This window comes from Sphingomonas zeicaulis (assembly GCF_050433225.1).
Lineage (GTDB): Bacteria > Pseudomonadota > Alphaproteobacteria > Sphingomonadales > Sphingomonadaceae > Sphingomonas_D > Sphingomonas_D zeicaulis.
Window position 1 is genome coordinate 223579 of record NZ_JBNPXQ010000007.1, and the last position, 24772, is coordinate 248350.

21 protein-coding genes and 1 tRNA gene are annotated in these 24772 nt (G+C 67.5%); 12 read left to right on the forward strand and 10 right to left on the reverse strand.

Features of this window, described 5'->3' with window-relative positions:
- Positions 1-9 precede the first annotated feature (9 nt).
- From FHS96_RS21345 to FHS96_RS21375, 7 genes are all read right to left on the reverse strand, one after another.
- Positions 10-789: an ABC transporter permease gene (locus tag FHS96_RS21345; protein ID WP_429596534.1), complete on the reverse strand. Its 780-nt coding sequence runs from the start codon at positions 787-789 to the stop codon at positions 10-12.
- Positions 786-1541 carry an ABC transporter permease gene (locus tag FHS96_RS21350; protein ID WP_429596537.1) on the reverse strand — a complete coding sequence of 252 codons (756 nt, stop codon included), beginning with the start codon at positions 1539-1541 and terminating at the stop codon, positions 786-788. The genes FHS96_RS21345 and FHS96_RS21350 overlap by 4 nt, the downstream gene beginning before the upstream one ends.
- Positions 1541-2719, reverse strand: a complete 1179-nt coding sequence (locus FHS96_RS21355) for an MFS transporter (RefSeq protein ID WP_429596540.1) — start codon at positions 2717-2719, stop codon at positions 1541-1543. Before FHS96_RS21355 ends, FHS96_RS21350 begins: the two co-directional genes overlap by 1 nt.
- The gene (locus FHS96_RS21360; RefSeq protein WP_429596543.1) at positions 2716-3849 is read right to left on the reverse strand and encodes an ABC transporter substrate-binding protein; all 1134 of its coding nucleotides are present in this window, start codon (positions 3847-3849) and stop codon (positions 2716-2718) included. Before FHS96_RS21360 ends, FHS96_RS21355 begins: the two co-directional genes overlap by 4 nt.
- A 68-nt stretch (positions 3850-3917) precedes the next feature.
- A complete protein-coding gene (locus tag FHS96_RS21365; protein ID WP_429596546.1) occupies positions 3918-4970 on the reverse strand; it encodes an ABC transporter substrate-binding protein in 1053 nt (350 codons plus the stop codon).
- A gap of 14 nt (positions 4971-4984) precedes the next feature.
- Entirely contained in the window at positions 4985-7408 is a 2424-nt protein-coding gene (locus FHS96_RS21370; RefSeq protein WP_429596549.1) for a TonB-dependent receptor, read from the reverse strand.
- 92 nt (positions 7409-7500) lie between these two features.
- Positions 7501-8538: an ABC transporter substrate-binding protein gene (locus FHS96_RS21375; RefSeq protein ID WP_429596552.1), complete on the reverse strand. Its 1038-nt coding sequence runs from the start codon at positions 8536-8538 to the stop codon at positions 7501-7503.
- Between the two features lie 446 nt (positions 8539-8984).
- On the opposite strand from FHS96_RS21375, the gene FHS96_RS21380 reads away from it, so the two are divergent.
- Both FHS96_RS21380 and FHS96_RS21385 read left to right on the forward strand, forming a co-directional pair.
- The gene (locus FHS96_RS21380) at positions 8985-10331 is read left to right on the forward strand and encodes an FAD/NAD(P)-binding protein (protein ID WP_429596555.1); all 1347 of its coding nucleotides are present in this window, start codon (positions 8985-8987) and stop codon (positions 10329-10331) included.
- A 121-nt stretch (positions 10332-10452) separates the two neighbouring features.
- Positions 10453-10857: an SRPBCC family protein gene (locus FHS96_RS21385; RefSeq protein WP_429596558.1), complete on the forward strand. Its 405-nt coding sequence runs from the start codon at positions 10453-10455 to the stop codon at positions 10855-10857.
- An 18-nt stretch (positions 10858-10875) separates the two neighbouring features.
- On the opposite strand, the gene FHS96_RS21390 is transcribed toward FHS96_RS21385, so the two are convergent.
- Positions 10876-11778, reverse strand: coding sequence for a LysR substrate-binding domain-containing protein (locus FHS96_RS21390; protein WP_429596561.1), 903 nt, complete (start codon positions 11776-11778; stop codon positions 10876-10878).
- Between the two features lie 128 nt (positions 11779-11906).
- Between FHS96_RS21390 and FHS96_RS21395 the strand changes: the two genes are divergently transcribed.
- Positions 11907-12656: an SDR family NAD(P)-dependent oxidoreductase gene (locus FHS96_RS21395; RefSeq protein ID WP_429596564.1), complete on the forward strand. Its 750-nt coding sequence runs from the start codon at positions 11907-11909 to the stop codon at positions 12654-12656.
- A gap of 110 nt (positions 12657-12766) precedes the next feature.
- Here the strand turns inward: FHS96_RS21395 and FHS96_RS21400 are convergent.
- Positions 12767-12841: transfer RNA gene (locus FHS96_RS21400), tRNA-Thr, on the reverse strand.
- 35 nt (positions 12842-12876) lie between these two features.
- On the opposite strand from FHS96_RS21400, the gene FHS96_RS21405 reads away from it, so the two are divergent.
- The 9 genes from FHS96_RS21405 to FHS96_RS21445 all read left to right on the forward strand — a co-directional run bounded on the left by FHS96_RS21405 (position 12877) and on the right by FHS96_RS21445 (position 21960).
- The gene (locus tag FHS96_RS21405) at positions 12877-13092 is read left to right on the forward strand and encodes a hypothetical protein (protein WP_429596911.1); all 216 of its coding nucleotides are present in this window, start codon (positions 12877-12879) and stop codon (positions 13090-13092) included.
- Between the two features lie 56 nt (positions 13093-13148).
- Entirely contained in the window at positions 13149-14087 is a 939-nt protein-coding gene (locus tag FHS96_RS21410) for a bifunctional riboflavin kinase/FAD synthetase (RefSeq protein WP_429596567.1), read from the forward strand.
- A gap of 51 nt (positions 14088-14138) precedes the next feature.
- A complete protein-coding gene (gene ileS / locus FHS96_RS21415; protein WP_429596570.1) occupies positions 14139-16994 on the forward strand; it encodes an isoleucine--tRNA ligase in 2856 nt (951 codons plus the stop codon).
- Positions 16987-17487 carry a signal peptidase II gene (gene lspA, locus FHS96_RS21420; RefSeq protein ID WP_429596573.1) on the forward strand — a complete coding sequence of 167 codons (501 nt, stop codon included), beginning with the start codon at positions 16987-16989 and terminating at the stop codon, positions 17485-17487. The genes ileS and lspA overlap by 8 nt, the downstream gene beginning before the upstream one ends.
- On the forward strand, positions 17487-17903 hold the full coding sequence (locus FHS96_RS21425; RefSeq protein WP_429596576.1) for a DUF3035 domain-containing protein: 417 nt from the start codon (positions 17487-17489) through the stop codon (positions 17901-17903). Before lspA ends, FHS96_RS21425 begins: the two co-directional genes overlap by 1 nt.
- 134 nt (positions 17904-18037) lie before the next feature.
- Positions 18038-18958, forward strand: coding sequence for an ABC transporter permease (locus tag FHS96_RS21430; RefSeq protein WP_429596579.1), 921 nt, complete (start codon positions 18038-18040; stop codon positions 18956-18958).
- Positions 18959-19741: an ABC transporter permease gene (locus FHS96_RS21435; protein WP_429596582.1), complete on the forward strand. Its 783-nt coding sequence runs from the start codon at positions 18959-18961 to the stop codon at positions 19739-19741.
- Entirely contained in the window at positions 19738-21282 is a 1545-nt protein-coding gene (gene nikE / locus FHS96_RS21440) for a nickel ABC transporter ATP-binding protein NikE (protein WP_429596585.1), read from the forward strand. The genes FHS96_RS21435 and nikE overlap by 4 nt, the downstream gene beginning before the upstream one ends.
- Before the next feature lie 39 nt (positions 21283-21321).
- Positions 21322-21960 (forward strand): FMN-binding negative transcriptional regulator, encoded by a 639-nt coding sequence (locus tag FHS96_RS21445; RefSeq protein WP_429596588.1) that lies wholly within the window; start codon positions 21322-21324, stop codon positions 21958-21960.
- Positions 21961-22008: 48 nt separating this feature from the next.
- Here the strand turns inward: FHS96_RS21445 and FHS96_RS21450 are convergent, their stop codons facing one another.
- Positions 22009-24603 carry a TonB-dependent receptor plug domain-containing protein gene (locus tag FHS96_RS21450; RefSeq protein WP_429596591.1) on the reverse strand — a complete coding sequence of 865 codons (2595 nt, stop codon included), beginning with the start codon at positions 24601-24603 and terminating at the stop codon, positions 22009-22011.
- Positions 24604-24772 lie beyond the last annotated feature (169 nt).

Sequence of the window (24772 nt, forward strand, 5' to 3'; positions counted from 1 at the left end):
TTGCTCCTGTCAGGCGGCCGCGCCCTGCCAGCGCAACAGATGCGCACGCAGGCGGCCGAAGAGGTGGTTGAGGGTAAAGCCGAGCGTCGCGGTGACGAGGATCGCGACGAGGATGATGTCCATGCGCTGCTGCGCCTGCGCGAGGCTCATCGTCGCGCCGAGGCCGCCGCCGGATCCGAGCAGGATCTCGGTGCCGATCGTCGCGATCCACGCGAAGGCCAGCGCCTGCGTCAGCCCGGTGAGGATCAAAGGCAGCGCCGCCGGCAGCAGGATCAGGCGAAAGCTCTGCGCGCCCGAAAAGCCATAGACGCGGCCGACCTCCAGATAGCGCCGCTCGACATTGACGACGCCCTCATAGGCGTTGAGCACGGTCGGGTAGAATGCCGCGAGGCTGACGATCAGCAGCTTGGCGCTGTCGCCGTTGCCCAGCCACAGCCCGATCAGCGGCAGCCAGCCGAGCAACGGCACCTGCCGCACCGCGTGGTAGAGCGGGCCGACGAGACGATCGACCGGCTTGGACACCGCCATCGTCACGCCAAGCGCGACCCCGAAGCCGCTGCCGATCAGCAGCCCGGTAACGGCGCGCGACAAGGTGGCGATCGCATCGTCGAGCAACTGGCCGCTGCCGGCGAGTTCGACGAAGGCGCCGGCGACGCTGTCGAGCGGCGCGAAGGCGAGCGCGCGGGCACCGCCGGCGTCGGCCTGCATCTGCCACCACAGCAACACGAGCGCCGGGGCGACGAAGCCGAGCGCGATGCGCACCCAGGGTTTGCGGATCAGGTCGGTCATGCGGTTTTCCAGCGGGTTGCGCGGCGCTCGATCGCCTTGGCGCCGCGATCGAGCGCGAAGCCGACGAGGCCGGAGACGAGGACACCGGCGAGGACGACGTCGATGCGGAACATCTGCCGGCCCATTTCCATCATCTGGCCAAGCCCGCTGTCCGCCGCGAGCAGCTCGGCGGCGACCAGCACCAGCCAGGCGCGGGTCAGGCCGATGCGCAGCCCGGTCAGCACCGGCGGGATCGTCGCGGGGATCAGGATGCGGGTGACGAAGGGCAGCAGCGGCGTGCGATAGACCTTGGCGACCTCGAACCAGCTTCGCGGCACGCCACGCACGCCATCCGCCGTCGCCAGCGCGACGGGGAAGAAAGCGGCGATCGCGACGATCACGATCTTGAAGCCCTCTTCGATGCCGAGCAGCAGCACGAACATCGGGATGAAGGCGAGCACCGGCACCTGCCGCACGGCCATGAACAGCGGCGAGAACAAGGCTTCGAACCATTTCGACAGCGCGAGCAGCGTGCCGAAGACGAGGCCGGCGGCGGCGCCCAGCGCGAAACCGGTGAGCAGGCGGACGAGGCTCTGGCCGAGATGGCTGCCGAGTTCGCCGCTGGCAATCAGTGTGCCAAGCGTTTCGACCACTGTGCTCGGCGGCACCAGCACCTGCGGCGGGAACAGCCCGCTCGACGAGGCGATCTGCCACGCGGCGATCAGTGCCGCGGGCGGCGCCAGCGCGGTCGGCACGGTGAGTTTGGAAGACATCACAGCGTCTCCGCGATGAGAGGAAGCGGCGCCGCACGGCGGCTGGCGACGAGCGCGACGATACCGGCGCCGATGGCGAGCACCGGCAGCCAGAGCAGGAAGACGGATTGCAGCGGCACCAGCCGGCTGACCGCGCCGCCGGCGAGCGAGCCCACCGACGACCCGGTCATCGAGGCGAGGTTGTAGAGCCCGGCTACCTTGCTCTTGCCGCCGGGGATCGCCGCCAGCACGCGGACGTTGACGAGGTGGACGATCGACGCGCCGGCGCTCAGCAGCACCGCCCCCGCCGCCAGCCCGGCGAAGCCGCCGGACAGGCCGAACAGCGCGAACGCCGCCGCCACCAGCGCCAGCCCCAGGCCATAGGCGCCGCGCCGCGGCAGCTGCGCGACGAGGCTGCCGCCGAGGAACAGCATCGCGACCGAGGTCACGCCCTGGAAAAGCATCAGGCGAATGCCGTCCTGCTGGGTGAGCGGCGGCAGCGCGATCGCGAGCAATATGACGAAGGTGGTGAACAGCGCGGTGGTGGCGCCGGACAGGAATTCGATCAGGCAGCTTTCGGCGATGTTGGCGTCGGCCAGCAGCAGCCGCAGTTCGGCGAGAAAGCCGGGCGACGCCGGCACGTCGGCATGGCGGGTCGGCATGAACGACAGGCTGAACAGCGCCATCACGCCGAACAGCGCGGCGACGAGCAGGAAGCTGGTGGTGATGCTGAGCCGCTGGGTGAGGAACACCGCCGCCGCCGGCCCGACGATCGCCATCCCGCCCTGCAATGTGCCGCGATACCAGCCGGCCTTCGCCTGCCCCAATGACGGCAGCCGTTCGAGGAAGGCGCTGTTCATCGAGACGATGCGGAACGGGATGCACAGCCCGATCAGCCAGCGTCCTCCGGCCAACGCCAGCCATGCCGCTGAGAGCGGCATCAGCAGGTTGACGAGCAGCGGCCCCAGGCTGGAGACGAAATAGACGCTGCGCATGCCATAGCGGGCGATGATGAACCCCGCCGGCACCGTCACCAGCATCATCCCCACCGATTCCATCGCGGAGATGATGCCGACCTGGAACGAGCTGGCGCCGAGTTGCAGCGCGTAGAGCGTGGTGACGATCTTGCCGAGGCCGATGGTCAGCCCGCTGACCAGCGACAACGCGATGAAATTGGCGAGGAAACGCGTGTCGCTCACAGCGGCGCCTTCTCCACTTTCGCCGGGGCGACGGTGGCCGACTTCGCGTCGGACGCGTGCCAGTAGCCTTCGAGCCCGAGCTTGCGCACCGCCTCGGTCGCGAAGCGCGGTTCGAGCAGATCGTCGACCTTCACCTTCTGGCGGACGAGGCCGGTGCCGAAGGTATAGTCGGTGACCGAGCGGTAATGCTGCCGCACCTGCCCATCGAAGAGCGGCGAAAATCGATCCTGCCAGCGCACGCGCTGTTCGGCATAGTCGCTCTCGATCACGCTGACCGGAGTCTCTCCACGCGCGGCCTGGTCGACCACCGCACTGCGGTTCTCAGGGAGCGACGACCAATGCGCGGCGCGGACATAGGCCTCGGCGATGATCTGGGTGAGTTCGGGATAGCGCTCGACGAAATCGGCGCGGCCGAACAGCTCCGCGCGCATCTTCCAGTCCTCCGGCGCCGACTTGGTCGACCACACGATGCGGCCGGCGCCCTTCTGTTCGAGCAGGATCGCGTCGGACAGCAGGAACACCGCATCGACATCGCCAGAGGCAAGCGCGGCGTGGCTGGCCGGCGGGTTGATGTTGAGGATCTTGAAGTCGGTGAGCTTCAGCCCGTTGGCGTCGAGCAGCTTGGTGAAGGGCAGTTCCCACGGGCGGCCTCGGTGGAGCGCGATGCGCTTGCCGACCAGATCCTTGATGCTCTTCGCCTCAAGCCCCTTGCGGACGACCAGATAGGCATTCTGCCCGCGCCCGACCGGCACGACGAGCTTCAGCGGCACCCCACCCGCCACCGCGATGATCGCCGGGAAATCGCCATAGGAGGCGAAGTCGATGCGCTTGCCCGCGAAGCCTTCGTTGATCAGCGGGCCACCGACCGCGGTCGGCACCGGAAAATATTCCAGCGCGACGCCCCGCTTCGCCAGTTCGGCCTTCAGCCAGCCCTGCTCGATGATCGTGCCGGTCAGGCCGTTGAAAGTCTGCTTGCCCTTGTAGGGATAGGCGATGCTGGCGATCGTCACCGTCTTGGGCAGCGCCGCGGCGCTTTCCGCTTCCTTGCCGCCGCGGAACTGGAAGGCGACGAGGGCGACCACGGCGACCAGCGCCGCCGCTGCGATGATCCAGTTCTTCACGGATGCCATGTCGAAACTTTCTGCTGCTCGGTCGCGGACGGCCGGACGAGCGCTGCCCGACCGCCCACGTCTCGGGTTTAGGCCGCGGCGCGCGCGGCCTGCTTGTTGGCGATCGCCTCGAACGGGCGGCGGTCGATCCATTCGCCCACGTCGAAATGACGGGGCAGGAAACCGCGCTCGAACAGGAAGGTGGTGAAGTCCGCGAGCGCCTCGACCGACGCGTCGGACAGGTCGGTCTTGAGCCGGCGGTGGAGCGTGTCCCCGCCATAGGCGGCGCGCACGAACTGTTCGGAGGATCCGGTCTCGCTCTCGATGTAGCGCAATGTCTCTTCCGGATGCGCCTCGGCCCAGTCGCCGGCGTCGATCACCGCGGCAAGCAGCCGTTCGGCGACCTCGGGATAGAGATCGAGCGTGGCGGCATCGACCGTCAGCGGCCGCGGCGCGCCATTGTTGACGCGGATCTTCGGGTCGGGATGGAAGCCGGTGTCGATCACGACATGCGCACCAGCGAGGAACGCATATTCGGCACCGAGCGAGCCCTTCACATGGATCGCATCGACCTCGCCGCGCACCAGCGCGTGGAATTCGGCGGTGTAGAGCGGCCGGCCGCCCCAGCGCGCCCGCGCGGTGGTGCCGATCGCGGGCAGGCCCGGCGGGTCGGTGGCGTCCACGTCCACCCAGGTCACCTCGTCTTCGCCGAGGCCGCCCAGCGACAGCCCGGCGAGCAGCGCGCGCAGCGCGGTGGCACGGAAGATATCCACCTTCGCCCCATCGCGACGGGGCAAGGCAATGCGCTTTCCCTTGAGGTCGGCGACGTCGCGGATGCCCGGGTCCAATGTGATGATCGCCTGGCTCTCATCCACCCACGACAGGCCGATCACGCGGGTATCGGCGCCCGCCGCGCGCGCCCAGATCGCCGGCACGCTGCCACCCTGGCGAAAGCTGTGCTGGAGATGATGATCGATATGGCTGGCGCGCTTTTCGGCGTCGGCCGTGTCCTGGATCGAATTGACCTGGATGCCGAGCGGTTCGAGATCGCGCTCGATCGTGCCGCGGCCGATGGCGATGCCGAGCGGTGTCGGCACCGGGCAGCGCGTATACCAGATCTCGAAAGGATAGGCTGAGGTCATGCTGCGGTCTCCTCTCAGAAGCGGGCCGTGACCGAGGCGCCATAGGTACGCGGTTCGCCCATCGTGGTGAGGCGGGCACCCTGCTGCGTGCCGAAGGTCAGGATCTTGTAATTCTTGTCGGTGAGGTTGCGGACGAAGAGCTGGAACTCGAGCGCGTCGTCGGGCGCGGAGAGCACCAGCCGGGCATTGCCCAGCGCATAGCCGGCCTGCCGCTGGTAGCGGCTGACCAGATAGTCGTTCGCCGCGGGGTCGGTCTCCTGCGCGTTGACGGTGAAATATTGGTTGGTGCGATAGCTCCAGTCGGAACCCAGGCTTACGGCCCAGTCGCCCACCGGCACCGAATATTCGGCGTCGATATTGCCGGTAAAATGGGGGGCGCGGGTGAACTGGTTGCCCTTGCCGAACAGCGCGCCGGTGTTCGGATTGTTGGGGATGAAGTCGTCGGTATATTCGGTGTCGAGCAGGCCGATGCTGCCGGCGAAGCGCAGCCCGTTGACCGGCCGCGCGGTCACATCGAGTTCGAGCCCCTTCGACCAGCCCTTGGCGTTGATCAGCCGCGCGGTGAACACGGTGGTGCCGCCGGCGGAAACCGGCACGCCCTGCACCAGCACCTGGATCTTCTTGTAGTTGTAATAGAAGGCGGCGAGGTTCGCGGTCAGCTTGCCGCCGAACCAGCTCGTCTTCACGCCCGCCTCATAGGAATAGAGATCCTCGGGCGCGATGCCGCCCGGATCGAATTGCGCGGCGGCATTGGCGCTCGCCTGGAAGGTGCCGGAGCGGAAGCCGCGCGCGAACCGGGCATAGAGCAAGGCATCGCCGCCGAGCTTCACCTGCGGAGTGATATCCCAGGTGAAGCGGTTCCACGTCTTCGACGGCGAGGAGATGAAGCCGGTGACTGGATGGCTGGTCGCGACCGAGTTGCGCAGCCACCAGGTCGTCGGATCGGTGAAGGTGACGAGCGGCCGTGCCAGCGTGGCCGGTGTCGCCGGATCGACGGTGTTCAGCCGGCGCGCGGCATCGCCATTCTGGTTCCAGATGTCGATCGTCGCCGAGCGCTTTTCCGAGGTGTAGCGCGCGCCGGCGGTGAGGCTGATCGCATCGGTGAAGTTGAAGGTGCCGCTGCCGAACAGCGCATAGCTCTTCGAGGTCTGATCGTAGAGCACGTTCTGGTAGTAGGAATGGCGCCAGCGCTGCGGCCCCGTGCCGCGGTCACGATAGGCGGTGGTGCCCACGGTCGCGGTCGTCGCGTCCGAATGGAAATCCTCCCAGAAATAATGCGCGCCGACGATCCAGTTGAACCGGTCCTCACGCGGTGAGGCGATGCGCAATTCCTGGGTGAACTGCTCGCTCGACAGGTCCGTGCGCGAGCGGGAGCCTTCGAAATTGGTATAGTCGGCGTCGCCGACGCTGAGATTGTCGCCCTTGTCCCATGCGGTGATCGAGGTGATCGTATAGTCGCCGGGTGTCCAGGTCGCGGTCAGCGTCGCGCCGCGCTGCTTGGTCTTCGAGGTGCCGGGGACATTGGCCGAATAGGTGCGGCCATGGCCCGTCGGCAGATTGCCATAATCGTCGGCCGGGGCGGATGCGCCCTTGGCGGCCGCCGTATCCGGGAAGGCCGGCGTGATGAAGCGCGGGATCGGCGTACCGTCAAGGCTGCGTACGCGGCCGGAGAGCAGGACCTCGAAATCGTCGGTGGGCGTGTAGAGCAACTGGACGCGGCCGGCATAATCGTCGAACCGGCCGGTGCCGTCCTCGCCGCTTCCCGCGTTGCGATAGACGTCGCCGCGCCGCTCATAGAAGAAGGAGCCGCGCGCCGCGACCTTGCCGTCGATCACCGAGCCGCCGAAGCCGCCCTGCGTGAACACCGATCCATAATTGCCGACGCCGGCGCGGACATAGCCCTCGGGCTCGAAGCTCGGCTTGCGCGAGATGTAATGGATCGCGCCACCGACGGTATTCTTGCCCCACAACGTGCCCTGCGGCCCGCGCAGCACCTCGACGCGTTCGAGGTCGAACACCGGGAAGGCCTGGAAGAAGGGCGAGTTGACGTAGACCTCGTCAAAATAGACTCCGATCGGGTTGACGACGTTCGCCGCGGGATCGTTCGAGCCGATGCCGCGGATGAACCAGCGCGGGCGGGTGCGGCTCTCGGTCTGCGCCGCCGACGCGTTGGGAATCAGGCGAACCACTTCCGCGGCGGAGCGGACATCCTGCCGCACCAGCGCATCGCCCCCGACCGCAGTGATCGCGATCGGCACGTCCTGGATATTCTCGGCGCGCTTGCTGGCAGTCACGACGATGTCGGAACCCGCCTCCGGCGCGGGTGCAGCGGCGGCCTCGGGTGCCGCGTCCGCCGGCGTCTCGGCGTGCGCGGTTCCCACCGCGGCAAGCGCGACCGCGGAGGCGAGAAGGGCGGACCGGTAAGACAACGAAATCAAGATGAATCCCCACTTTTCATATGTTGGTCCGCTCTCCCCACACCCGTTGCCGGGGCGCTCTGCGGGGAAGGCGGACGATGGCTGGAAGAAGATCAGGCGACCTTGCGCCGGTGCTGGTCGATCGCGTCGAGCGGGCGCCGGTCGATCCAGGCGCGCACGTCGAAGTCGGCGGGCAGGAAGCCGTGCGCGAACAGGAAGTCCTTGAAGTCGCCGAGCGCGTCGATCGCTTCCTCGGTGAAGAAGGTGCCCAACCGCTGCGGCGCCGCTTCGCCATAGGCGGCACGCACCCAGTCCGCCGAGGATCCGGCCTCGCGCGCAATATAGGCGAAGGTCTCTTCAGGATGGACGCGCGCCCACTCGCCGGCATCGACGACACGCGCGACGAAGCGCGAGACGATCTCGGGATGGCTTTCGATCAGCCCGGCATCCACCGTCAGCGTGCGCGGCGTGCCATTGTTGATCCGCACCTTGGGATCGGGGTGAAAGCCGATGTCGGCGATGATCCGCGCGCCCAGCAGACGGGCGGTTTCGAGCCCCAGCGCCCCCTTCGCATAGATGGCGTCCACTGTGCCGCGGGTCAGCGCGAGCGCCTCCGCGCGATAGCCGTGGCGGCCGCGTCGACGGAACCCTTCGCCGCTGGCGATGCCGCTCGTGCCGCTGCCGTCATTGACGGTGTCGACACGCTCGACCTCGTCCAGGCCCACGCCCTCCAGCTCCAGCGCCTTGGCGAAGCCGCGCAGCGCGGTGGCGCGGTTGAAGTCGATCGAGACCGGATTGACCGGCAGCGCGATGCGCCGCCCCCTGAGATCGCGCGCGCTGGTGATGCCGCTTTCGGGCAGCGCGAGCAGGGCCTGGAACTCGTCGGTCCAGCTCAGCCCGATCAGCTTCGTATCGGCGCCGCGCGAGCGCGCCCAGATCGCCGGGATGTTGCCGCCCTGGCGGAAGCTGTGCGGCAATGTGTGATCGAAATGCGATTCCCGCGCGGCCTCGTTCTGCGTTTCCTGGATCGAACGCAGGCTGATGCCTTCGCCGCCGAATTCGTCGGCAAACCAGCCGAGCTGGACGGCGATGCCGAGCGGCGTCGGCACGGGGCAGCGGGTATACCAGAGATGGTCGAGAGCGGTGGACATGGCGTCTCCTTCGGCTCCATGCGGTCGGCACGAGCACGGTCTGGGGTGCGGCGCGTGATCATGCGCGCCGGCAGTGATTTGATTCCGCGGTTCGGGCCCCACCTCACGGGGGGCGGAGCGCTGGCCTCAGGGCCTACAGGGTCGGTTCGGCATTCGCTCGGTCTCCTTCGTCAGGAACCACGAAGCCGGCCCCAGAAGGACGGGCATCGTGCGCTTTAGCTTTGATGACGCGGTGCAAGCTGCATTCCGTCAAAGACCGCGGGCCGCTATCGTGGAGCCATCCCCCGGGGTGCGACCAGTTCCCCTGCACAATTTTCTATTTCCCTAGTAGGGAATGAGTCAACAAAAGATCGGCTTCGCGCCATGCAATCCCTGCTTGGCGCGCTTGCCGCTTGCGCACCCGACCCCGGCCGGCAAAGTGCGCGCATGGCATTGGGGGATCGCGATTGATCAGGAACGTGACCATCGTCGGTGCGGGCTTCGCCGGCACCTTGCAGGCGATCAACCTGCTGCGGCATGACGGGCCGCGCGCGACATTGATCGAGCGATCGTCTGTCCCCGGCACCGGCCTTGCCTATGGCGCCGCGCATCCAGGCCACGTGCTCAACGTGCGCGCTGCCAATATGAGCGCCTTTCCCGACGATCCCGGCCATTTCGTCCGCTGGCTGGAAGCGAATGGCCGTCCCGATGCCGGCTCCGCCTTCGTCGAGCGCGTCACCTACGGCGTCTATCTGCGCGGCCTGCTCGACGAGGCATGCCGCCGCGCGGGGGACCGGCTGACCGTCGTCCGGGGCGAGGTGGTCGACGTCGCGAATGACGATGGCGCGGTGGTGACGCTCGCCGACGGGACGCGCCTGCACAGCGATGCCGCGGTGCTCGCGGTCGGCAACCTGCCGCCGCACGACCCGCCCGGGCTCGACGCCGCCACCCTCTCCGACCGCTACCGCCGCGACCCCTGGAGCGGCGTTTCCGACGGGCTCGGCACCGATGACGTCGTGCTGCTGATCGGCACCGGCCTGACCATGATCGATGTCGCGCTGATGCTGGAAGCGCGCGGTTTCGCAGGCCGCATCGTTGCGCTCTCCCGCCGCGGGCTGCTGCCGCGCCGGCATGAAGGTCACCTTGCCCCGCAAGACCGGATCAACGAGCGGCCGGTCACCACTGCCTCCGCGCTGCTCGCGTCGGTGCGCGAGCGTGCGGCCGCGATCGGCTGGCGCCACGCGGTCGACGAACTCCGCCCCTTCACCCAGGCGATGTGGGGCAGCGCCAGCGTCGCCGAGCGCAGCCGCTTCCTGCGCCATCTGCGCCCCTGGTGGGATGTCCACCGCCACCGTCTCGCCCCGTCCGTCGCCGAGCGGCTGGCGGCGATGCAGGCGCGCGGCTTCCTGACCGTGGTCGCCGGCAAGACGATCGCGTTCGCCGAACAGGCGGAGGGCATCGCGCTCGACTGGCGCCCCCGCGGCAGCGACCGACCCGAGCGCTTGGTGGCACAGCGCGCGATCAACTGCACCGGCCCGCTCGGCGACCTCCACCGCACCACCGAGCCGCTGCTCCAGCGCCTCGTCGCCCGCGGCACGATCCGCGCCGACATCGCCCGGCTGGGCATCGACGTGGACGGCGTTGCGCGCACGATCGCCGCGGACGACGCCAGCAACGACTGGCTCTACGCGCTGGGGCCGATGACCCGCGGCGCCTTCTGGGAGATCGTCGCGGTACCCGACATCCGCACCCAGACCTGGTCGCTCGCCCGCCGCCTCGCCAATGCGCAGTGGGTCGGCGGCGAGGGGTTGTGACGATCGGGCTCGCCGCCTTGGACAGCATGTTTCTGACCGGCATTTCCGGCTATCCCTTGCGGCCATGTTGCGCTGGCACTGCTGAAACCTGCACGCGGGCTGATCTGAGGAGATTTGCTGCATGACGACCCTGCAGGTCCGCACCCTCGGCACGACGATCGTCGTTCCGCTGGAACGTGCCTATGCCTTCGCCAGCCAGCCGCTCAACTTCCCGAAATGGGCGGCCGGCTTATCGCAATCGCTGCACGACACCGACGAGGGTTGGGTGGCCGACACCCCCGCGGGGAAGGCGATCGTACGGTTCAGCGATCCGAACCCCTATGGCGTGCTCGATCATTGGGTGCGGATCGGTGACAAGCCGGAGATCTACATCCCACTCAGAATGATCGCCAATGGCAGCGGCACGGAGGTCGAACTCACCCTCTTCCGCCAGCCGGAGATGGATGACGACGAATTCGAGCGCGACGCCGCCAGCGTGACCGCGGATCTCGCGGCGCTCAAGGCACTGCTCGAAAACGTCGGCTGAGCCTGGCGACACGCGCCTTCATGCCGCCGCGGTGAACGCGGCGAAGGTTGCCGCGAGATGATCGATGAAGGCGCGGACTGCGGGCGGCAACCCGCGCCTGGTGGTGAAGACGATGTGGACGATGCCCATCTGCCCGCCCCAGCCGGCGAAGATCCGCACCAGCCGCCCGCTGGCCAGATCATCACAGCAGACATGGTCGGGCAGCAGCGCGACGCCGATCCCTGCCGCGGCGGCATCGCGCAACGCCGCGAAATCGCCGCAGGTCATGCGCGGCTCGTGGCGATGCGCGTGGCGCGCGCCATCCGGCCCGGACAGGTCCCACAGGATTTCGCCCGGCTCGTCGTTCGAACCGAGTGTCGGCAGCGTGCCCAGCGCCTCGATGCCGGAGGCCGCCACCCTGTTCGCCAACGCGGGGCAGGCGACGAGGATGCGGCGCGACCGCGCCAGCGTGCGCATCGTCAGCGACGCGTCGGTCGCAGGATCGACGCGGACGCGCAGCGCCACGTCGATCCGCTCGGCAATGAGATCGACCGGCCGGTCGGTGGCGATCAACTGCAGGCGGACCTTGGGATAGCGATCGAGAAAAGCGGGCAATCCCGGCGAAAGCGAATCGACCAGACCTTCGGGGCAACTGAAGCGCACCCGCCCGCGCGGCTCGCTCTGCGCCTCCACCACCAGTGCCTCCGCCTGCTCGGCCTCATCGACGATCGCGCGGCAGCGGGCATGGAAGGCCTCCCCCACCTCGGTCACGCGAAAGCGGCGTGAGGATCGCTCGATCAGCCGCACGCCCAGTCGCGCCTCGAGCGCGGCGATCCGGCGGCTGAGCGTCGACTTGGGGATGCGGAGCGCCCGGCCGGCCGGCGCGAAACCGCCATGCTTCACGACCTCGGCGAAGAAGACATAGTCGTTGAGATCGGGCATAGCGATCCGCCATCGTTCCATTGATGGAACGCTAAGTGCCAGAATGACCGGCTACAGCCAACATCGTTCCAGCTCTATCTCGATCCCATGCGGTGAGCCAACCTCTCCGCGCCTCAAGGAGACAGACAATGGGCATGTTCCAGAACAAAGTGGTGGTGGTAACGGGCGGCACCAGCGGTATCGGCCTCGCCACCGCGAAGGCGTTCGCGGCGCAAGGCGCTTCGGTGTTCATTACCGGCCGGCGCCAGGATACGCTCGACGCGGCGGTGAAGGCGATCGGCGGCAAGGTGACGGGCGTTCGTGCCGACATGGCCGACCTTGGCGACATCGATCGCCTTTATGACGCGGTCCAGCAGCAGCACGCCCAGATCGATGTCCTGTTCGCCAATGCCGGCGGCGGCAGCTTCGCGCCGCTCGGCGCGATCGACGAAGCGCATTTCGACCAGACCTTCGCGACCAATGTCCGCGGCGTGCTGTTCACGGTGCAGAAAGCGCTGCCACTGCTGAAGGACGGCGCCTCGATCGTGCTGACCGGTTCTGTCACCGGAACCACCGGCACGCCGGCGTTCAGCGTCTACAGCGCCACCAAGGCGGCCGTGCGCAACTTCGCGCGGAGCTGGATCCTCGACCTCAAGGATCGAGCGATTCGCGTGAACGTCGTCAGCCCGGGGCTGATCGACACCGCCGGCCTCAACGAACTGTTCGGCGGCGGCGCGCAATCGGAAACGGCGAAGGCGGCAATGCTGGCGGGCATTCCTGCCGGTCGGGTCGGCCGCGCCGAAGACATCGCGGACGCGGTGCTGTTCCTCTCGTCGGACGCGGCAAGCTTCATCAACGGCATCGAATTCTTCGTCGATGGCGGCATGACGCAGATCTGACGGCCCATGCACGGGTGATGGCTTCCCGCTGCCCAGCGTTATACGCGGGCGGCGGGAACCGCCGTTTTCGTCCCCTCAGGGGGGTGTTTCATTCTACGGGCGGGAAGAAATGGTGCTGCCGGTGAGGATTGAACTCACGACCTCAGCCTTACCAAGGATGCGCTCTACCACTGAGCTACGGCAGCACTATCGGGCGTTGGCCGCGACAGAGGCGGGCCCTATGGCGAATGCTGCGACGCAGGTCAAGGCGGCTTGCGACAGGAATGTCGCTGCGGCTAATCCAACCTCCATGACGAAGGCGGAAGAAGAGCGGCAGGCAAGGCTTGCGCAGGCGCTCAGGGACAATCTGCGGCGGCGCAAGGCGCAGGCGCGCGGTGATGATTCGCCGGCGCAGCAGGCGGACGATGGCGAATCATCGTTCGATCGTCGCGATTGATCGATCCGAATCGGCAGCGATTGGCAAGCGTGGAACCGCTCTCTATAGCGCGGCGCATGGAGCGGCTGGACGGCGGCTCGGCGGTCCCGGCGCGACTTCGCGGCGGCATCGTCGCGCTCGGAAACTTTGACGGATTCCATGCCGGCCACCAGTCCGTGGTGGGCCGCGCCGTCGCGCGTGGTCGCGCCGAGGGACGGCCGGTGCTGGTCGCCACCTTCGATCCGCACCCGGTGCGCTATTTCCAGCCCGACGCGAGGCCTTTCCGGCTGACCACGCTCGCCCAGCGCGAGCGGCTGTTCGCCGAAGCGGGCGCGGATGCGATGCTCGTGTTCCGATTCGATGCGGCATTGGCGAGCCTGACCGCCGAAGAGTTCGTCGCCCAGCGGCTTGCCGAACTGGCTGGCGCTTCGGGCGTGGTGACCGGCGAGGATTTCACCTTCGGCCGCGGCAAGAGCGGCACGGTGGGGGTGCTCGCCGATCTCGCCTCCACCCATGGCATCACCGCCGAGGCGGTGCCGGCGGTAACGCTGGATGGCGAAGTCGTCTCCTCCAGCCGGATTCGCGACGCGCTGAAGGAAGGCGACTGCGTGACCGCGGCGCGGCTGCTGACCCGGCCCTTCTCGATCGAGGGGCGCGTGCTCCACGGCGACAAGCTCGGCCGGACGATCGGTTTCCCCACCGCGAACCTCGCGCTCAACAATTATCTGCGCCCGCGCTACGGCATCTACGCGATTCGCGGCCGCCTGCCCGATGGACGGATGTTCGACGGCGCGGCGAACATGGGCATCCGTCCCACCTTCGATCCGCCCAAGGAATTGCTGGAACCGCATTTCTTCGGCTTCACAGGCGATCTCTACGACCAGATGATCGAGGTGGAGTTCCACCATTTCATCCGCCCCGAGGCCAAGTACGACACGATCGAGGCGATGACCGCGCAAATCGCGCGCGATTGCGACGAGGCCCGCCGCCTGCTCGCCCAGCCTCTGGAAGTCTGACACCCGATAATATTGCGGGTATGCCTTGGACCCTCTAAGGCCCATCGCCTTATGACCGACGCTCCCGACTATCGCGACACCGTATTCCTTCCCAAGACCGACTTTCCGATGAAAGCCGGGCTCGCGGGGAAGGAGCCGCAGATTCTCGATCGCTGGGCGCGGATCGGAATTTATGATCGGCTGCGCGAACAGCGCGCCGACCGCACCCGCTTCATCCTCCACGATGGCCCTCCCTACGCCAATGGCGACATCCATATGGGCCATGCGATGAACAAGGTGCTGAAGGACATCATCGTCCGCAGCCAGAGCCTGCTCGGCAAGAACGCGCCCTATGTGCCCGGCTGGGACTGCCACGGCCTTCCGATCGAATGGAAGATCGAGGAGGAATATCGCAAGAAGAAGCTGAACAAGGACGAGGTCCCCCCCGCCGAGTTCCGCGCCCAATGCCGCGCCTATGCCGAGCGCTGGGTGGCGATCCAGCGCGACCAGTTCAAGCGGCTGGGCGTGATGGGCGACTGGGAAGACCCCTACCTCACCATGAAGTTCGAGGCCGAGGCCTCGATCGTCGGCGAACTGCTGAAGTTCGCGGCCAGCGGCCAGCTCTATCGCGGCGCCAAGCCGGTGATGTGGTCCCCGGTCGAGAAGACCGCGCTTGCCGAGGCGGAGGTCGAGTATGAGGATATCGTCTCGACCCAGATCGACGTCGCGTTCGAGATCGTCGAGGCCCCCAACGCGCCCGAACTGGTCGGCGCGCATGCGGTGATCTGGACGACGACGCCTTGGACGATCCCGGTCAACCAGGCTTTGGCCTATGGGCCGGAGATCGAGTATGTCGTATTCCGGCTCACCAATGGTGATAAAGCCGGAAAGCGATATGTTGTCGCTGCGGATCGCTATCTTGAGTTTCTAAAGCGCATCGGCGTGAACGTGCGCGTCGAGAATGACGTGCAGGCCGGTGTGCTCAGAGCGCATAATGACGACGCCGAAGTCGAATGCACGGTACAAGGCACCCAACTCGCCGGTGCCGTCTCGCAGCATCCGATGCACGAAAAGGGCGGCTTCTTCGCCAAGCCCCGCCCCTTCCTGCCCGGCGACTTCGTCACCACCGATGCCGGTACCGGCCTGGTCCACATGGCGCCCGACCATGGCGAGGACGATTTCCTGCTGTGCAAGGCCAATGGCCTCGATCCGGTGTTCGCGGTCACCGCCGACGGCATGTATCGTGAGGACTGGGCGTGGCTCGGCGGCCAGGGCTCGGTGATCAACAAGAAGTTCGTCGCCAGCGACGGCCCGATCTGCACCGACCTGCGCGAAGCCGGCGCGCTGCTCGCGGCCTCCGACGACTTCCTGCACAGCTATCCGCATAGCTGGCGCTCGAAGGCGAAGATCATCTTCCGCTGCACCCCGCAGTGGTTCATCCCGATGGACCGCAGCGCGTCGGCGGAACCCGGGACTGGCTCTGCCCCCGCTGCTTCCTCCAACGGCGCCACCTTGCGCGAAACCGCGCTCGACGCGATCGAGCGCACGCGCTGGGTGCCGGAAAAGGCCCGCAACCGCATCCACGCGATGGTCGAGGGCCGCCCGGACTGGGTGATCAGCCGCCAGCGCGCCTGGGGCGTGCCGATCGCGCTCTACGTCAACCGCCAGACCGGCGACTATCTGCGTGACCCTGCGGTCAACGCCCGCATCGTCGACGCCTTCAAGCAGGGCGGCGCCGACGCGTGGTTCGGCGCCGATCATCAGGCGATCCTTGGGTCCGACCATGCCCTCGCCGACTATGAGGTGATCAACGACATCCTCGACGTGTGGTTCGACAGCGGCTCGACCCACGCCTTCGTGGTCGAGGCGCGCTATGGCGAGGGTGTTCGCGCCGACCTCTATATCGAGGGGTCCGACCAGCATCGCGGCTGGTTCCAGTCCTCGCTGCTGGAGAGCAGCGGCACCCGCGGCCGCGCGCCCTATGATGCGGTTCTGACCCACGGTTTCGCGCTCGACGGCACCGGCCGCAAGATGTCCAAGAGCATCGGCAATGTCGTCGATCCGCTCAAGATCATCGGCGAAAGCGGCGCCGACATCCTGCGGCTGTGGGTCGCCTCGGTCGATTATTTCGAGGACGTCCGTATCGGCAAGGAGATCCTGGCCGGCACGTCGGACGCGTATCGCAAGCTGCGCAACACCTTCCGCTACATGCTCGGCGCGCTCGAAGGCTTCGACGAGGCCGAGCGCGTGCCGGCCGCCGAGATGCCCGAGCTGGAGCGCTACATGCTCCATCTGCTGGCGGAGCTGGATGCGGAACTGCGCAGCGCGACCGACGCGTTCGAGTTCAACCGCTATGCGCGTGCGCTGACCGAGTTCGCCAACAACGATCTCTCGGCCTTCTTCTTCGATATCCGAAAGGACAGCCTCTATTGCGATGCGCCGGGTTCGGCCAAGCGCCGCGCCTATCGCACCGTGCTCGACACGCTGTTCCACGCGCTCGTCCGCTATGCCGCACCGATCCTCTGCTTCACCGCCGAGGAAGTGTGGCAGAGCCGCTTCCCGAGCGAGGATGACTCGGTCCATTTCCTCGAATGGCCGGAGGTCGACGCCGGCTGGCGCGATGAGGCGCTGGCGACGAAGTGGCAGGGCGTGCGGGGCTTGCGCGAGCAGGTGACCGAGGCGATCGAGCCGTTCCGGCGCGAGAAGACGATCCGGTCCAGCCTCGAAGCGGCGGTGACGGTGCCCGAACTGCCGCTCGACCAGGTGCTGCTCGAAGAGGTGTTCATCAGCTCGACGGTCACCGCGGGCGACGCGCTCGCCGTGTCGCGCACGGGGCATGAGAAATGCGGCCGCTGCTGGCGCCATCTGCCCGAGGTGAAGGAAGACGGCGCGCTGTGCGACCGCTGCACCGAGGTGGTCGATGCGTAACGCGATGCGTCGGTTCGGCCTTTCGGTGGCAGCGCTGGTGCTGCTGGTCGACCAGTTCGTCAAATGGCTCGTCACCCACCGGCTCAAGCTGGAGCAGGTCGGCTCGATCGACCTGCTGCCCTTCTTCAGCCTGACCTGGGTGGAGAATTACGGCGTCTCGATGGGCTTCCTGCGCGCCGACAGCGAGGTTTCGCGCTGGGCGCTGGTGGGGCTGACCGCGGCGATTAGCATCGGCGTGACGGTGTGGATGTGGCGTGAGCGCAACCGCAGCGATGTCACCGCGCTCGGTCTCGTGCTCGGCGGTGCGCTCGGCAACATCATCGATCGGATGCGGCTGGGCCATGTGGTCGATTTCGCCGACCTTCACATCGGTGAGTGGCGTCCCTTTTTGGTCTTCAATGTCGCCGATGCGGCGATTACGATAGGCGTGTTGATCCTGTTGCTCCGGGCGCTGCTGCTGCGTGAAAAACAGGCCCCGGCGGAGAAAATTTGATGCGTAAGGTGGTTATTCCGGCAGGTGCGACGCTGATCGCGCTGGCGCTTTCGGCTTGCGGCAGCAGCGGCGGGCTGAACCGTGCGCGGCCGGACGAGTTCGCGGTGCAGCGGCAGGCGCCGCTGGTGATCCCGCCCGATTTCTCGCTGACCCCGCCCAAGCCGGGCGCCCCGCGCCCGCAGGAAGCGGATTCGAGCACCCAGGCGCTTGAGGCGATGTTCGGCGGCCCGGCGCAACGCAGCGCCGCGGAAACCGCCGCGATCAACCAGGCCGGCGGCGCCCGCGCCGAACCCGGCATCCGTTCGGAAGCCGGCGATCCCGCCACCACCACCGTCAACAAGGGCTCGACCACCCGCGACATCATCGCCGCCCCCGAAGGCGATGGCGAAGACGCGCGCGTTTCCACGCCGCAGTAAGAGCTCAACCCTCTCCCTTTGGAGAGAGGGACGCCGCGCCAAGCGCGGCAGGGAGAGGGGCAGTGAGCGCCGCGCGCATCCTTTTTCAGCCCCCTCTCCCCTGCCCTCTCTTCATGGGGGAGAGGAAGTAGGCGGTGCTCCACCTCCTCATCCGCCGCCTGCTGACCGCGATTCCGACCTTGCTCGGCGTCGTCATCCTCTCCTTCGTGCTGATGCGCCTCGCGCCCGGCGGCCCGTTCGACGGCGAACGCCCGCTCGACGCCGCAACCCGCGCCGCGTTGAACGCCGCGTACGGGCTCGACAAGCCGCTGCCCGAACAGATCCTGCTCTATCTCGGCCGACTGGCGCATGGCGATTTCGGTCCGTCGCTGGTCTATCGTGACTTCACCGTCACCGATCTGATCGTACAGGGCCTGCCCGTCTCGCTCACGCTCGGCGCGCTGGCGCTTGTCCTTGCGGTCGCGCTCGGCGTCGCCGCGGGCATTGGCGCCGCGACGGACCCGCGCGGATGGCGCGATCGGGTGCTGATGCTGGGATCGACGATCCTGACGGCACTGCCCAGCTTCGTCGTCGCGCCGATCCTCGTGCTGCTGCTCGCGCTGTGGGGCGGCTGGCTGCCCGCCTCCGGCTGGGGCGAGGGCCGCCCCGCCAACCTCATCCTGCCGGTTATCGCGCTTGCGCTGCCCGTGGCCGGCGCGATCGCCAAGCTGACCCGCGCCGGCCTCGCCGGGGTGCTGACGAAGGATCATATCCTCGCCGCCCGCGCGCGCGGCCTGACCCCGGCCCGCCTGCTGATCCGTCACGCGCTGCGCCCGGCGCTGCTGCCGGTGGCAAGCTATCTCGGCCCGGCGGCGGCGGGGCTGCTGACCGGGGCGGTGGTAATCGAGACGGTGTTCGCGCTGCCGGGGCTCGGCCGCTATTTCGTGCAGGGCGCGCTCAACCGGGACTATCCCCTCGTGCTGGGCGTCGTGCTGCTCTATGCGGGGCTGATCGTCGCCTTCAACCTCGTCGCCGACCTGCTCTATGGCTGGCTCGATCCGCGGGTGCGCGCCTGAATGCGCTGGCCGGTCGCCATCCTCCTGCTGATCGTCGCCACCGCGCTGCTGCTGCCCCCATTGCTGCCGTGGAGCCATGATGCGATCGACTGGGATGCGATCCGCGTGCCGCCGTTCAGCCCCGGCCACCTGCTCGGCACCGACAGCGTCGGGCGCGACCTGCTGGCCCGTACCCTGATCGGCACGCGCATCACATTGGCGGTGGCCGCCGCCGCTGCGCTGGTCGCGCTCGTGATCGGGGTCGCCTGGGGCGCGATCGCGGGCTGGGTCGGCGGCCGCATCGACGAGGGGATGATGCGGATCGTCGACGGGCTCTACGCCCTGCCCTTCATGTTCGTGGTCATCCTGCTGATGGTGCTGTTCGGCCGATCGATCCTGCTCGTCTTCCTCGGCATCGGCGTGGTCGAGTGGCTGACGATGGCGCGCGTCGTGCGCGGGCAGGTGCTGGCGCTGAAGCATCGACCGTTCGTGACCGCCGCCGAGGCCGCCGGCGCACGGCCCGCCGGCATCGTCCTGCGCCACATCATCCCCAACATCGCCGGCGTCGCCATCGCCTATCTGCTGCTCACCGTGCCGCAGGTGGTGATGGTGGAAAGCTTCCTCTCCTTCCTTGGCCTCGGCGTGCAGGAACCGCTCACCTCGCTGGGCATCCTCGTGAAGGAGGGCGCCGATGACATGGACATCACCCCCTTTGCGCTGGTGCTGCCCGGCGGCGTGTTGATCGCGGTCCTCGTCTGCCTCACCCTGGCCGGAGAACGCGTGCGGGACCGCTTTACCGCATGACCGTCTATGCGCTCGACGGGCTCGGCGTCAGCGTCGCCGGGCGTTGCCTCGTCGAAGGCCTCAGCCTCGCGATCGAGGCGGGGGAATGCGTCGCACTGGTTGGGGGCTCGGGATCGGGCAAGAGCCTGAGCTGCCTCACCCCCTTCGGGCTCTCGCCCGGCACGCCGAGCGGATCGGCGCGACTGTGCGGCACCGAACTGATCGGGCGGAGCGACGCGGAGATTCGCTCTTTGCGCGCCTGCCACGCCGGCTTCGTTTTCCAGCAGCCGGCGACCGCGCTCACGCCGCACCTCCGTGTCGCGCAATTGCTGGCCGAGGCGGCGATGCAGGCGGGCGGCGCAAGGCCGGACCGCGACGCACTGGCTGCGATGCTCGACCGTGTCGACCTCTCTCCCGAACTGCTGCGCCGCTACCCACACCAGCTTTCCGGCGGCCAGCGCCAGCGCGTGGCCATCGCGATGGCGGTGGCACATGGCCCATCCTTGCTGATCGCCGACGAGCCGACCAGCGCGCTCGATGCGGTGCTGCGGCACGAGGTGATGGCGCTGCTCGACCGACTGCAGCGCGAACAGGGCATGGCGATGCTGCTGGTCAGCCATGATCTCGCCAGCGTTGCCGGCCATGCCGACCGCGCCGTGGTGCTGCGCGAAGGGCGCATGGTCGAAGCCGGCCCGGCCGCACGACTGATCTCCGCCCCCCGGGAGGATTACACCGCCCGGCTGGTCGCCGCAGTGCCGCGCCTCGACATGCCCGCGCCCGACCTCCCCGAAGTCGGTTCCCGCCTGATCAGGGCGGACGGCGTATCGGTCTCGCATCGCGGCGAAGGCTGGCGGCCACGCTCGGTGCCGGCGGTGATCGACGCGTCGCTCGCGATCGGCGAGGGCGAGGCGGTGGCGCTTGTCGGCGGATCGGGGTCGGGCAAATCCTCCCTTGCCCGCGCGATCGGCCGGATCGGGCCGATGACCGGCGGCACGGTGCGCTGGCGCGGCGAGGCGCTGCCCGAGCGCAAGCATATGACGCCCGCGCATCGCCGGCTCCTCCAGCCGGTGTTCCAGGATCCGCTCGCCAGCCTCGATCCGCACTGGCGCGTGTCGGAGATCGTTGCCGAACCGCTGAAGCATCTCCGCCCCGATCTCGGCGATGGCGCGCGCGCGGGGCGTGTGAAATCGGTGCTGGACGAAGTCGAGCTGCCCGCCACCTTCGCCGATCGCAAACCCGCCGAGCTGTCCGGGGGGCAGGCGCAGCGCGTGGCCATCGCGCGTGCGCTCGCCTGCGACCCCGAATTGCTGCTGCTCGACGAGGCGACCTCGGCGCTCGACGTGCTCGTCGCCGGTCATGTTCTCGATCTGCTCGAACGGCTGCAGCGCGAGCGCGACCTCGCCATATTGTTCATTACCCACGACCTCGCCGTGGCCCGCCGGCTGTGTCACCGCATCGCGGTGATGGAGGCCGGCCGGATCGTGGAACAGGGCGAGGCCGAACGCATCGTGACCGCACCTGATCATCCAGCCACGCAGCGACTGGTCGCGGCGAGCGGCTGACACAGTTATAGGAACTGCCCCACGCGCCACGGATCGACGATGTACAGACCGCCAGCCTTTCGCGAAGATCGCCCCGATCATCTCCACGCCGCGATCCGCGCATATCCGCTTGCGACCCTTGTCACGCATGGTGCTGGCGGGCTCAGCGCCAACCTGCTGCCCTTCCTGCTGGTGACCGACGATGCCGGCGCGACCCTGCTGCAATCGCATCTCGCCCGCGCCAATCCGCAACTTGCCGACCTGCGCGCCGGGGCCGAGGCACTGCTGATCTTCCGCGGGCCGGACGCCTATGTCTCGCCCAACTGGTATCCGACCAAGCAGGAGAACGGCCGCGTCGTCCCTACCTGGAACTATGTCACGGTGCAGGCGTGGGGCGTCCCACGCGTGATCGAAGATCAAGGCTGGCTGCGCCGCCAGATCGTTGCGCTGACCACGCAAAAGGAACGCGGCCAGCCGCTGCCCTGGTCGGTGGAGGATGCCCCCGCCGGGTTCATCGAGGGGCAGCTCAAGGGGATCGCCGGCGTCGAGATCCTGGTCGATCGGATCGAGGGCAAATGGAAGGCAAGCCAGAACCATCCCGCGGCCAATCGCGCCGGCGTCATCGCGGGGCTGAAGGCTGACGATGCCGCCTCCCCCATGGCCGCGCTGATGGAGCATTTGGAAGAACAGCGCGATTGACGGCGGCGGCCAGTCCCGGATCGGAGCTGGCGGCCACCATCGCATACGTCAGAAATCGACGCTCAGCCGCCCGTAGAGGAAGCGGCCGTTGAAGCCGGTCGGCGAAAAGGCACTATAGGGGATGAAATAGCCGTTGAGGCCAAAATTCTGGCCGTCGCGCAGTCCGGCGTAGACTGTGTCCGGATAGCTGTCGAAGAGGTTGTTGGCGCCGACCGCGAACTCGAAATGCTCCTGAAAGCGCGCCCGCACCTCGAGGTCGGCGACCCACTGGCGGCCGAGCTCCTGGTCGCGCGGCTCGTCGACACCGGGGATCGTCACCTTGCCATAGCGGTTGGCGCGGGCGGTGAGCCCCAGCATCTCATAGTCCCAGTCCAGCCCGAGATTGATCTTGTCGCGCGGCTGGCCGCGGCTGAGCCGCAGCGATTCCTGTCGGCCGAACAGGCTCAGCCCAGGCAGGCTGGGCAGCGCCGCATAGTCGGTAATCTTGGTCTTGTTGTAGTTGTAGCCCGCAGTCAGCGTGAAGCGGCCGAAGCCGGTATCGGGCACGCGATAATTGCCGACCACTTCCACGCCCTGCGTCCGCGTGTCGATGCCGTTCACGAAGAATCGGGCCGAGGTGATGTTGTTGAACCCCGCCTGCTGCAGAAGCGCGACTACCGCCGGCCCCTGCAGATTTTCGGTAATGACGATGCGATCGTTGATCTTGATGTTGTAATAATCCGCGGTGATCGACAGGCGGGGGATCATCGAGAAGGTAACGCCGCCGGACAGGTTAAGCGACTCCTCCGGATCGAGCGGCTGCGATCCCAGCGCGATCGCAACCGGATCCGAAACCGGGAAGGTGCCGATCTCCACAAGCGTGCCATTGACGTTGTTGGTCGAGGTGGTCGCATAATATTGCTGGTGCAGTGATGGCGCGCGAAATCCGGTGGAGATCGAACCGCGCAGCGCGACGCCCTTGATCGGCTCGAGCCGCGCCGCCGCCTTGCCGTTCAGCGTGTCGCCGAAATCGCTGTAATGCTCGTAGCGGCCCGCCAGCTGGAGGGTAAGGATGCTGGCGATGTCGCCTTCCACCTCGACATAGCCTGCGAAATTGTGCCGGCTTGCATCCACTTCGTTGGCAGGGCGGAAGCCCGGAAACACCTGCGCGCCTGCCGGCGCGTTGAACGGCGACGCCGCGAAGGGGCCGCCGAGATAGGATTGCGGGTCGCCCGCATCGATCCGGAAATTGTCGTTGCGGAACTCGCCGCCGAACGCGATCGACAGGTCGGTGAAGCCGACATCGACACTGCGCTGCAGGTCGAGATTGACGGTGGTCTGGCCGAAGGAAAGCTTGCCCGCGTCGAACCGCTGCTGGCTGCGCTCTCCGAAGGAGGTGTTGAAGCTGTCTTCCACGAAGAACTGGAACGAGTTGTGCCCGTAGACCGCCGACAGGTCGTAGTTCCAGCCGGCGATGTCGCCGCGAATGCCGCCGGCGATCGATACGTCCTCGATCGTCGAGACGATGAGCGGCAAAAAGCCGTCCTCGAAGAAGGGCACGAAGCTGGTGGTGGAGGCCGACCAGTTGCGGTTGCGGGCGTCGTTCGGGCGGCGGAAGAAGCCGGCGCTGTCGGCATCGCGGATGCCGTAGCTGCCGAACAGATAAACTTCGGCTTGAGGCGTGACGTTGTAACCGGCGTTGACGAAGAAGTTGTAGTCGACCGTGCCCGCGTCGCCATAGCGGTGGTTGAAGCGGTTCACGCTCTGCTCGCGCGGGTCGGCAAGCCCGCCGACGGACGGATATTGCTGACGCGGGTCCGCGCCCGAACGGTTGGTCGGGTCGCGGTCCTGATACTGCGCCGTGAAGTTCAGATAGCCGTCATCCCCCACCGGCAGGCCGATATTGGTGGCGAGCGTCAGGATCTCGCCATCGCGCCGCTTGCGGTCGCGCTCCCCGCCGGCAAGCTGATAGACGCCACCAGCTCCGGCAGTGCCATCGAGCACGGGCTGGCCATTGGCGGCGGTCACGACGCCGCTGAAGTCGGGCACGCCGTCCATCGTCGTCACATATTTGCCCCAGGTGGCAGAAGCATGCAGGCCGGTCGCGCGGCGCAGCTGGACGTTGATGACCCCCGCGATCGCATCAGAGCCGTATTGCGACGACGCGCCATCGCGCAGCACCTCGATACGATCGATCGCGATGGTGGGAATGGTGTTGAGATCAACCGCAGCCGACCCGCGCCCCACCGATCCGTTGATGTTGAGCAGCGCCGATGTGTGGCGGCGCTTGCCGTTCACCAGCACCAGGGTCTGGTCCGGCGACAGGCCGCGCAACGTCGCCGGGCGCAGCGCATCGGTGCCGTCGGTGATCGCGGGCTGCGGGAAGTTGAAGCTGGGAACGAGCTGGCCGAGGATCTTGTTGGTCTCGGTGAAGCCGCTGTTGGTCATCTGTTCACCGCCGATCACGTCGATCGGCACCGGGCTGTCGGCAACGGTGCGATCCTGGCGGCGCGATCCGATCACGATGATCTGGTCCTGCGCGCCCGCCTCACCCGCGGGCGCCGGGGCATCGGCAATCTCCTGCGCCATCACCGGCACGGCTGAAGCCCCACCCAGCATTGCCGCAACTGCACAACGGAAAACATGGCTGGTTTTCATAGGCATCTTCGCTATCCCTGTTGTTCCACCCAGGGTCAGTATGACGCGGTGCAGCGCGTTTCGTAGCCATTCTCCGCAAATATCCGGAGAATTCATCACCCTTGTTGCAGGATCGTCACACCGGGCCGTTAGGGAGCAGGATTCAATCGGCGGCGGGCGGGTTGCGCGATGGCAG

Excerpts from the sequence above, each read along its gene's own strand:
- FHS96_RS21345 (WP_429596534.1), bottom strand. The coding sequence starts at position 789 with ATGACCGACCTGATCCGCAAACCCTGGGTGCGCATCGCGCTCGGCTTC.
- FHS96_RS21350 (WP_429596537.1), bottom strand. The coding sequence starts at position 1,541 with ATGTCTTCCAAACTCACCGTGCCGACCGCGCTGGCGCCGCCCGCGGCA.
- FHS96_RS21360 (WP_429596543.1), bottom strand. The coding sequence starts at position 3,849 with ATGGCATCCGTGAAGAACTGGATCATCGCAGCGGCGGCGCTGGTCGCC.
- FHS96_RS21365 (WP_429596546.1), bottom strand. The coding sequence starts at position 4,970 with ATGACCTCAGCCTATCCTTTCGAGATCTGGTATACGCGCTGCCCGGTG.
- FHS96_RS21375 (WP_429596552.1), bottom strand. The coding sequence starts at position 8,538 with ATGTCCACCGCTCTCGACCATCTCTGGTATACCCGCTGCCCCGTGCCG.
- FHS96_RS21385 (WP_429596558.1), top strand. The coding sequence starts at position 10,453 with ATGACGACCCTGCAGGTCCGCACCCTCGGCACGACGATCGTCGTTCCG.
- FHS96_RS21390 (WP_429596561.1), bottom strand. The coding sequence starts at position 11,778 with ATGCCCGATCTCAACGACTATGTCTTCTTCGCCGAGGTCGTGAAGCAT.
- FHS96_RS21395 (WP_429596564.1), top strand. The coding sequence starts at position 11,907 with ATGGGCATGTTCCAGAACAAAGTGGTGGTGGTAACGGGCGGCACCAGC.
- FHS96_RS21405 (WP_429596911.1), top strand. The coding sequence starts at position 12,877 with ATGGCGAATGCTGCGACGCAGGTCAAGGCGGCTTGCGACAGGAATGTC.
- FHS96_RS21410 (WP_429596567.1), top strand. The coding sequence starts at position 13,149 with ATGGAGCGGCTGGACGGCGGCTCGGCGGTCCCGGCGCGACTTCGCGGC.
- ileS (WP_429596570.1), top strand. The coding sequence starts at position 14,139 with ATGACCGACGCTCCCGACTATCGCGACACCGTATTCCTTCCCAAGACC.
- lspA (WP_429596573.1), top strand. The coding sequence starts at position 16,987 with ATGCGTAACGCGATGCGTCGGTTCGGCCTTTCGGTGGCAGCGCTGGTG.
- FHS96_RS21425 (WP_429596576.1), top strand. The coding sequence starts at position 17,487 with ATGCGTAAGGTGGTTATTCCGGCAGGTGCGACGCTGATCGCGCTGGCG.
- FHS96_RS21435 (WP_429596582.1), top strand. The coding sequence starts at position 18,959 with ATGCGCTGGCCGGTCGCCATCCTCCTGCTGATCGTCGCCACCGCGCTG.
- nikE (WP_429596585.1), top strand. The coding sequence starts at position 19,738 with ATGACCGTCTATGCGCTCGACGGGCTCGGCGTCAGCGTCGCCGGGCGT.
- FHS96_RS21445 (WP_429596588.1), top strand. The coding sequence starts at position 21,322 with ATGTACAGACCGCCAGCCTTTCGCGAAGATCGCCCCGATCATCTCCAC.
- FHS96_RS21450 (WP_429596591.1), bottom strand. The coding sequence starts at position 24,603 with ATGCCTATGAAAACCAGCCATGTTTTCCGTTGTGCAGTTGCGGCAATG.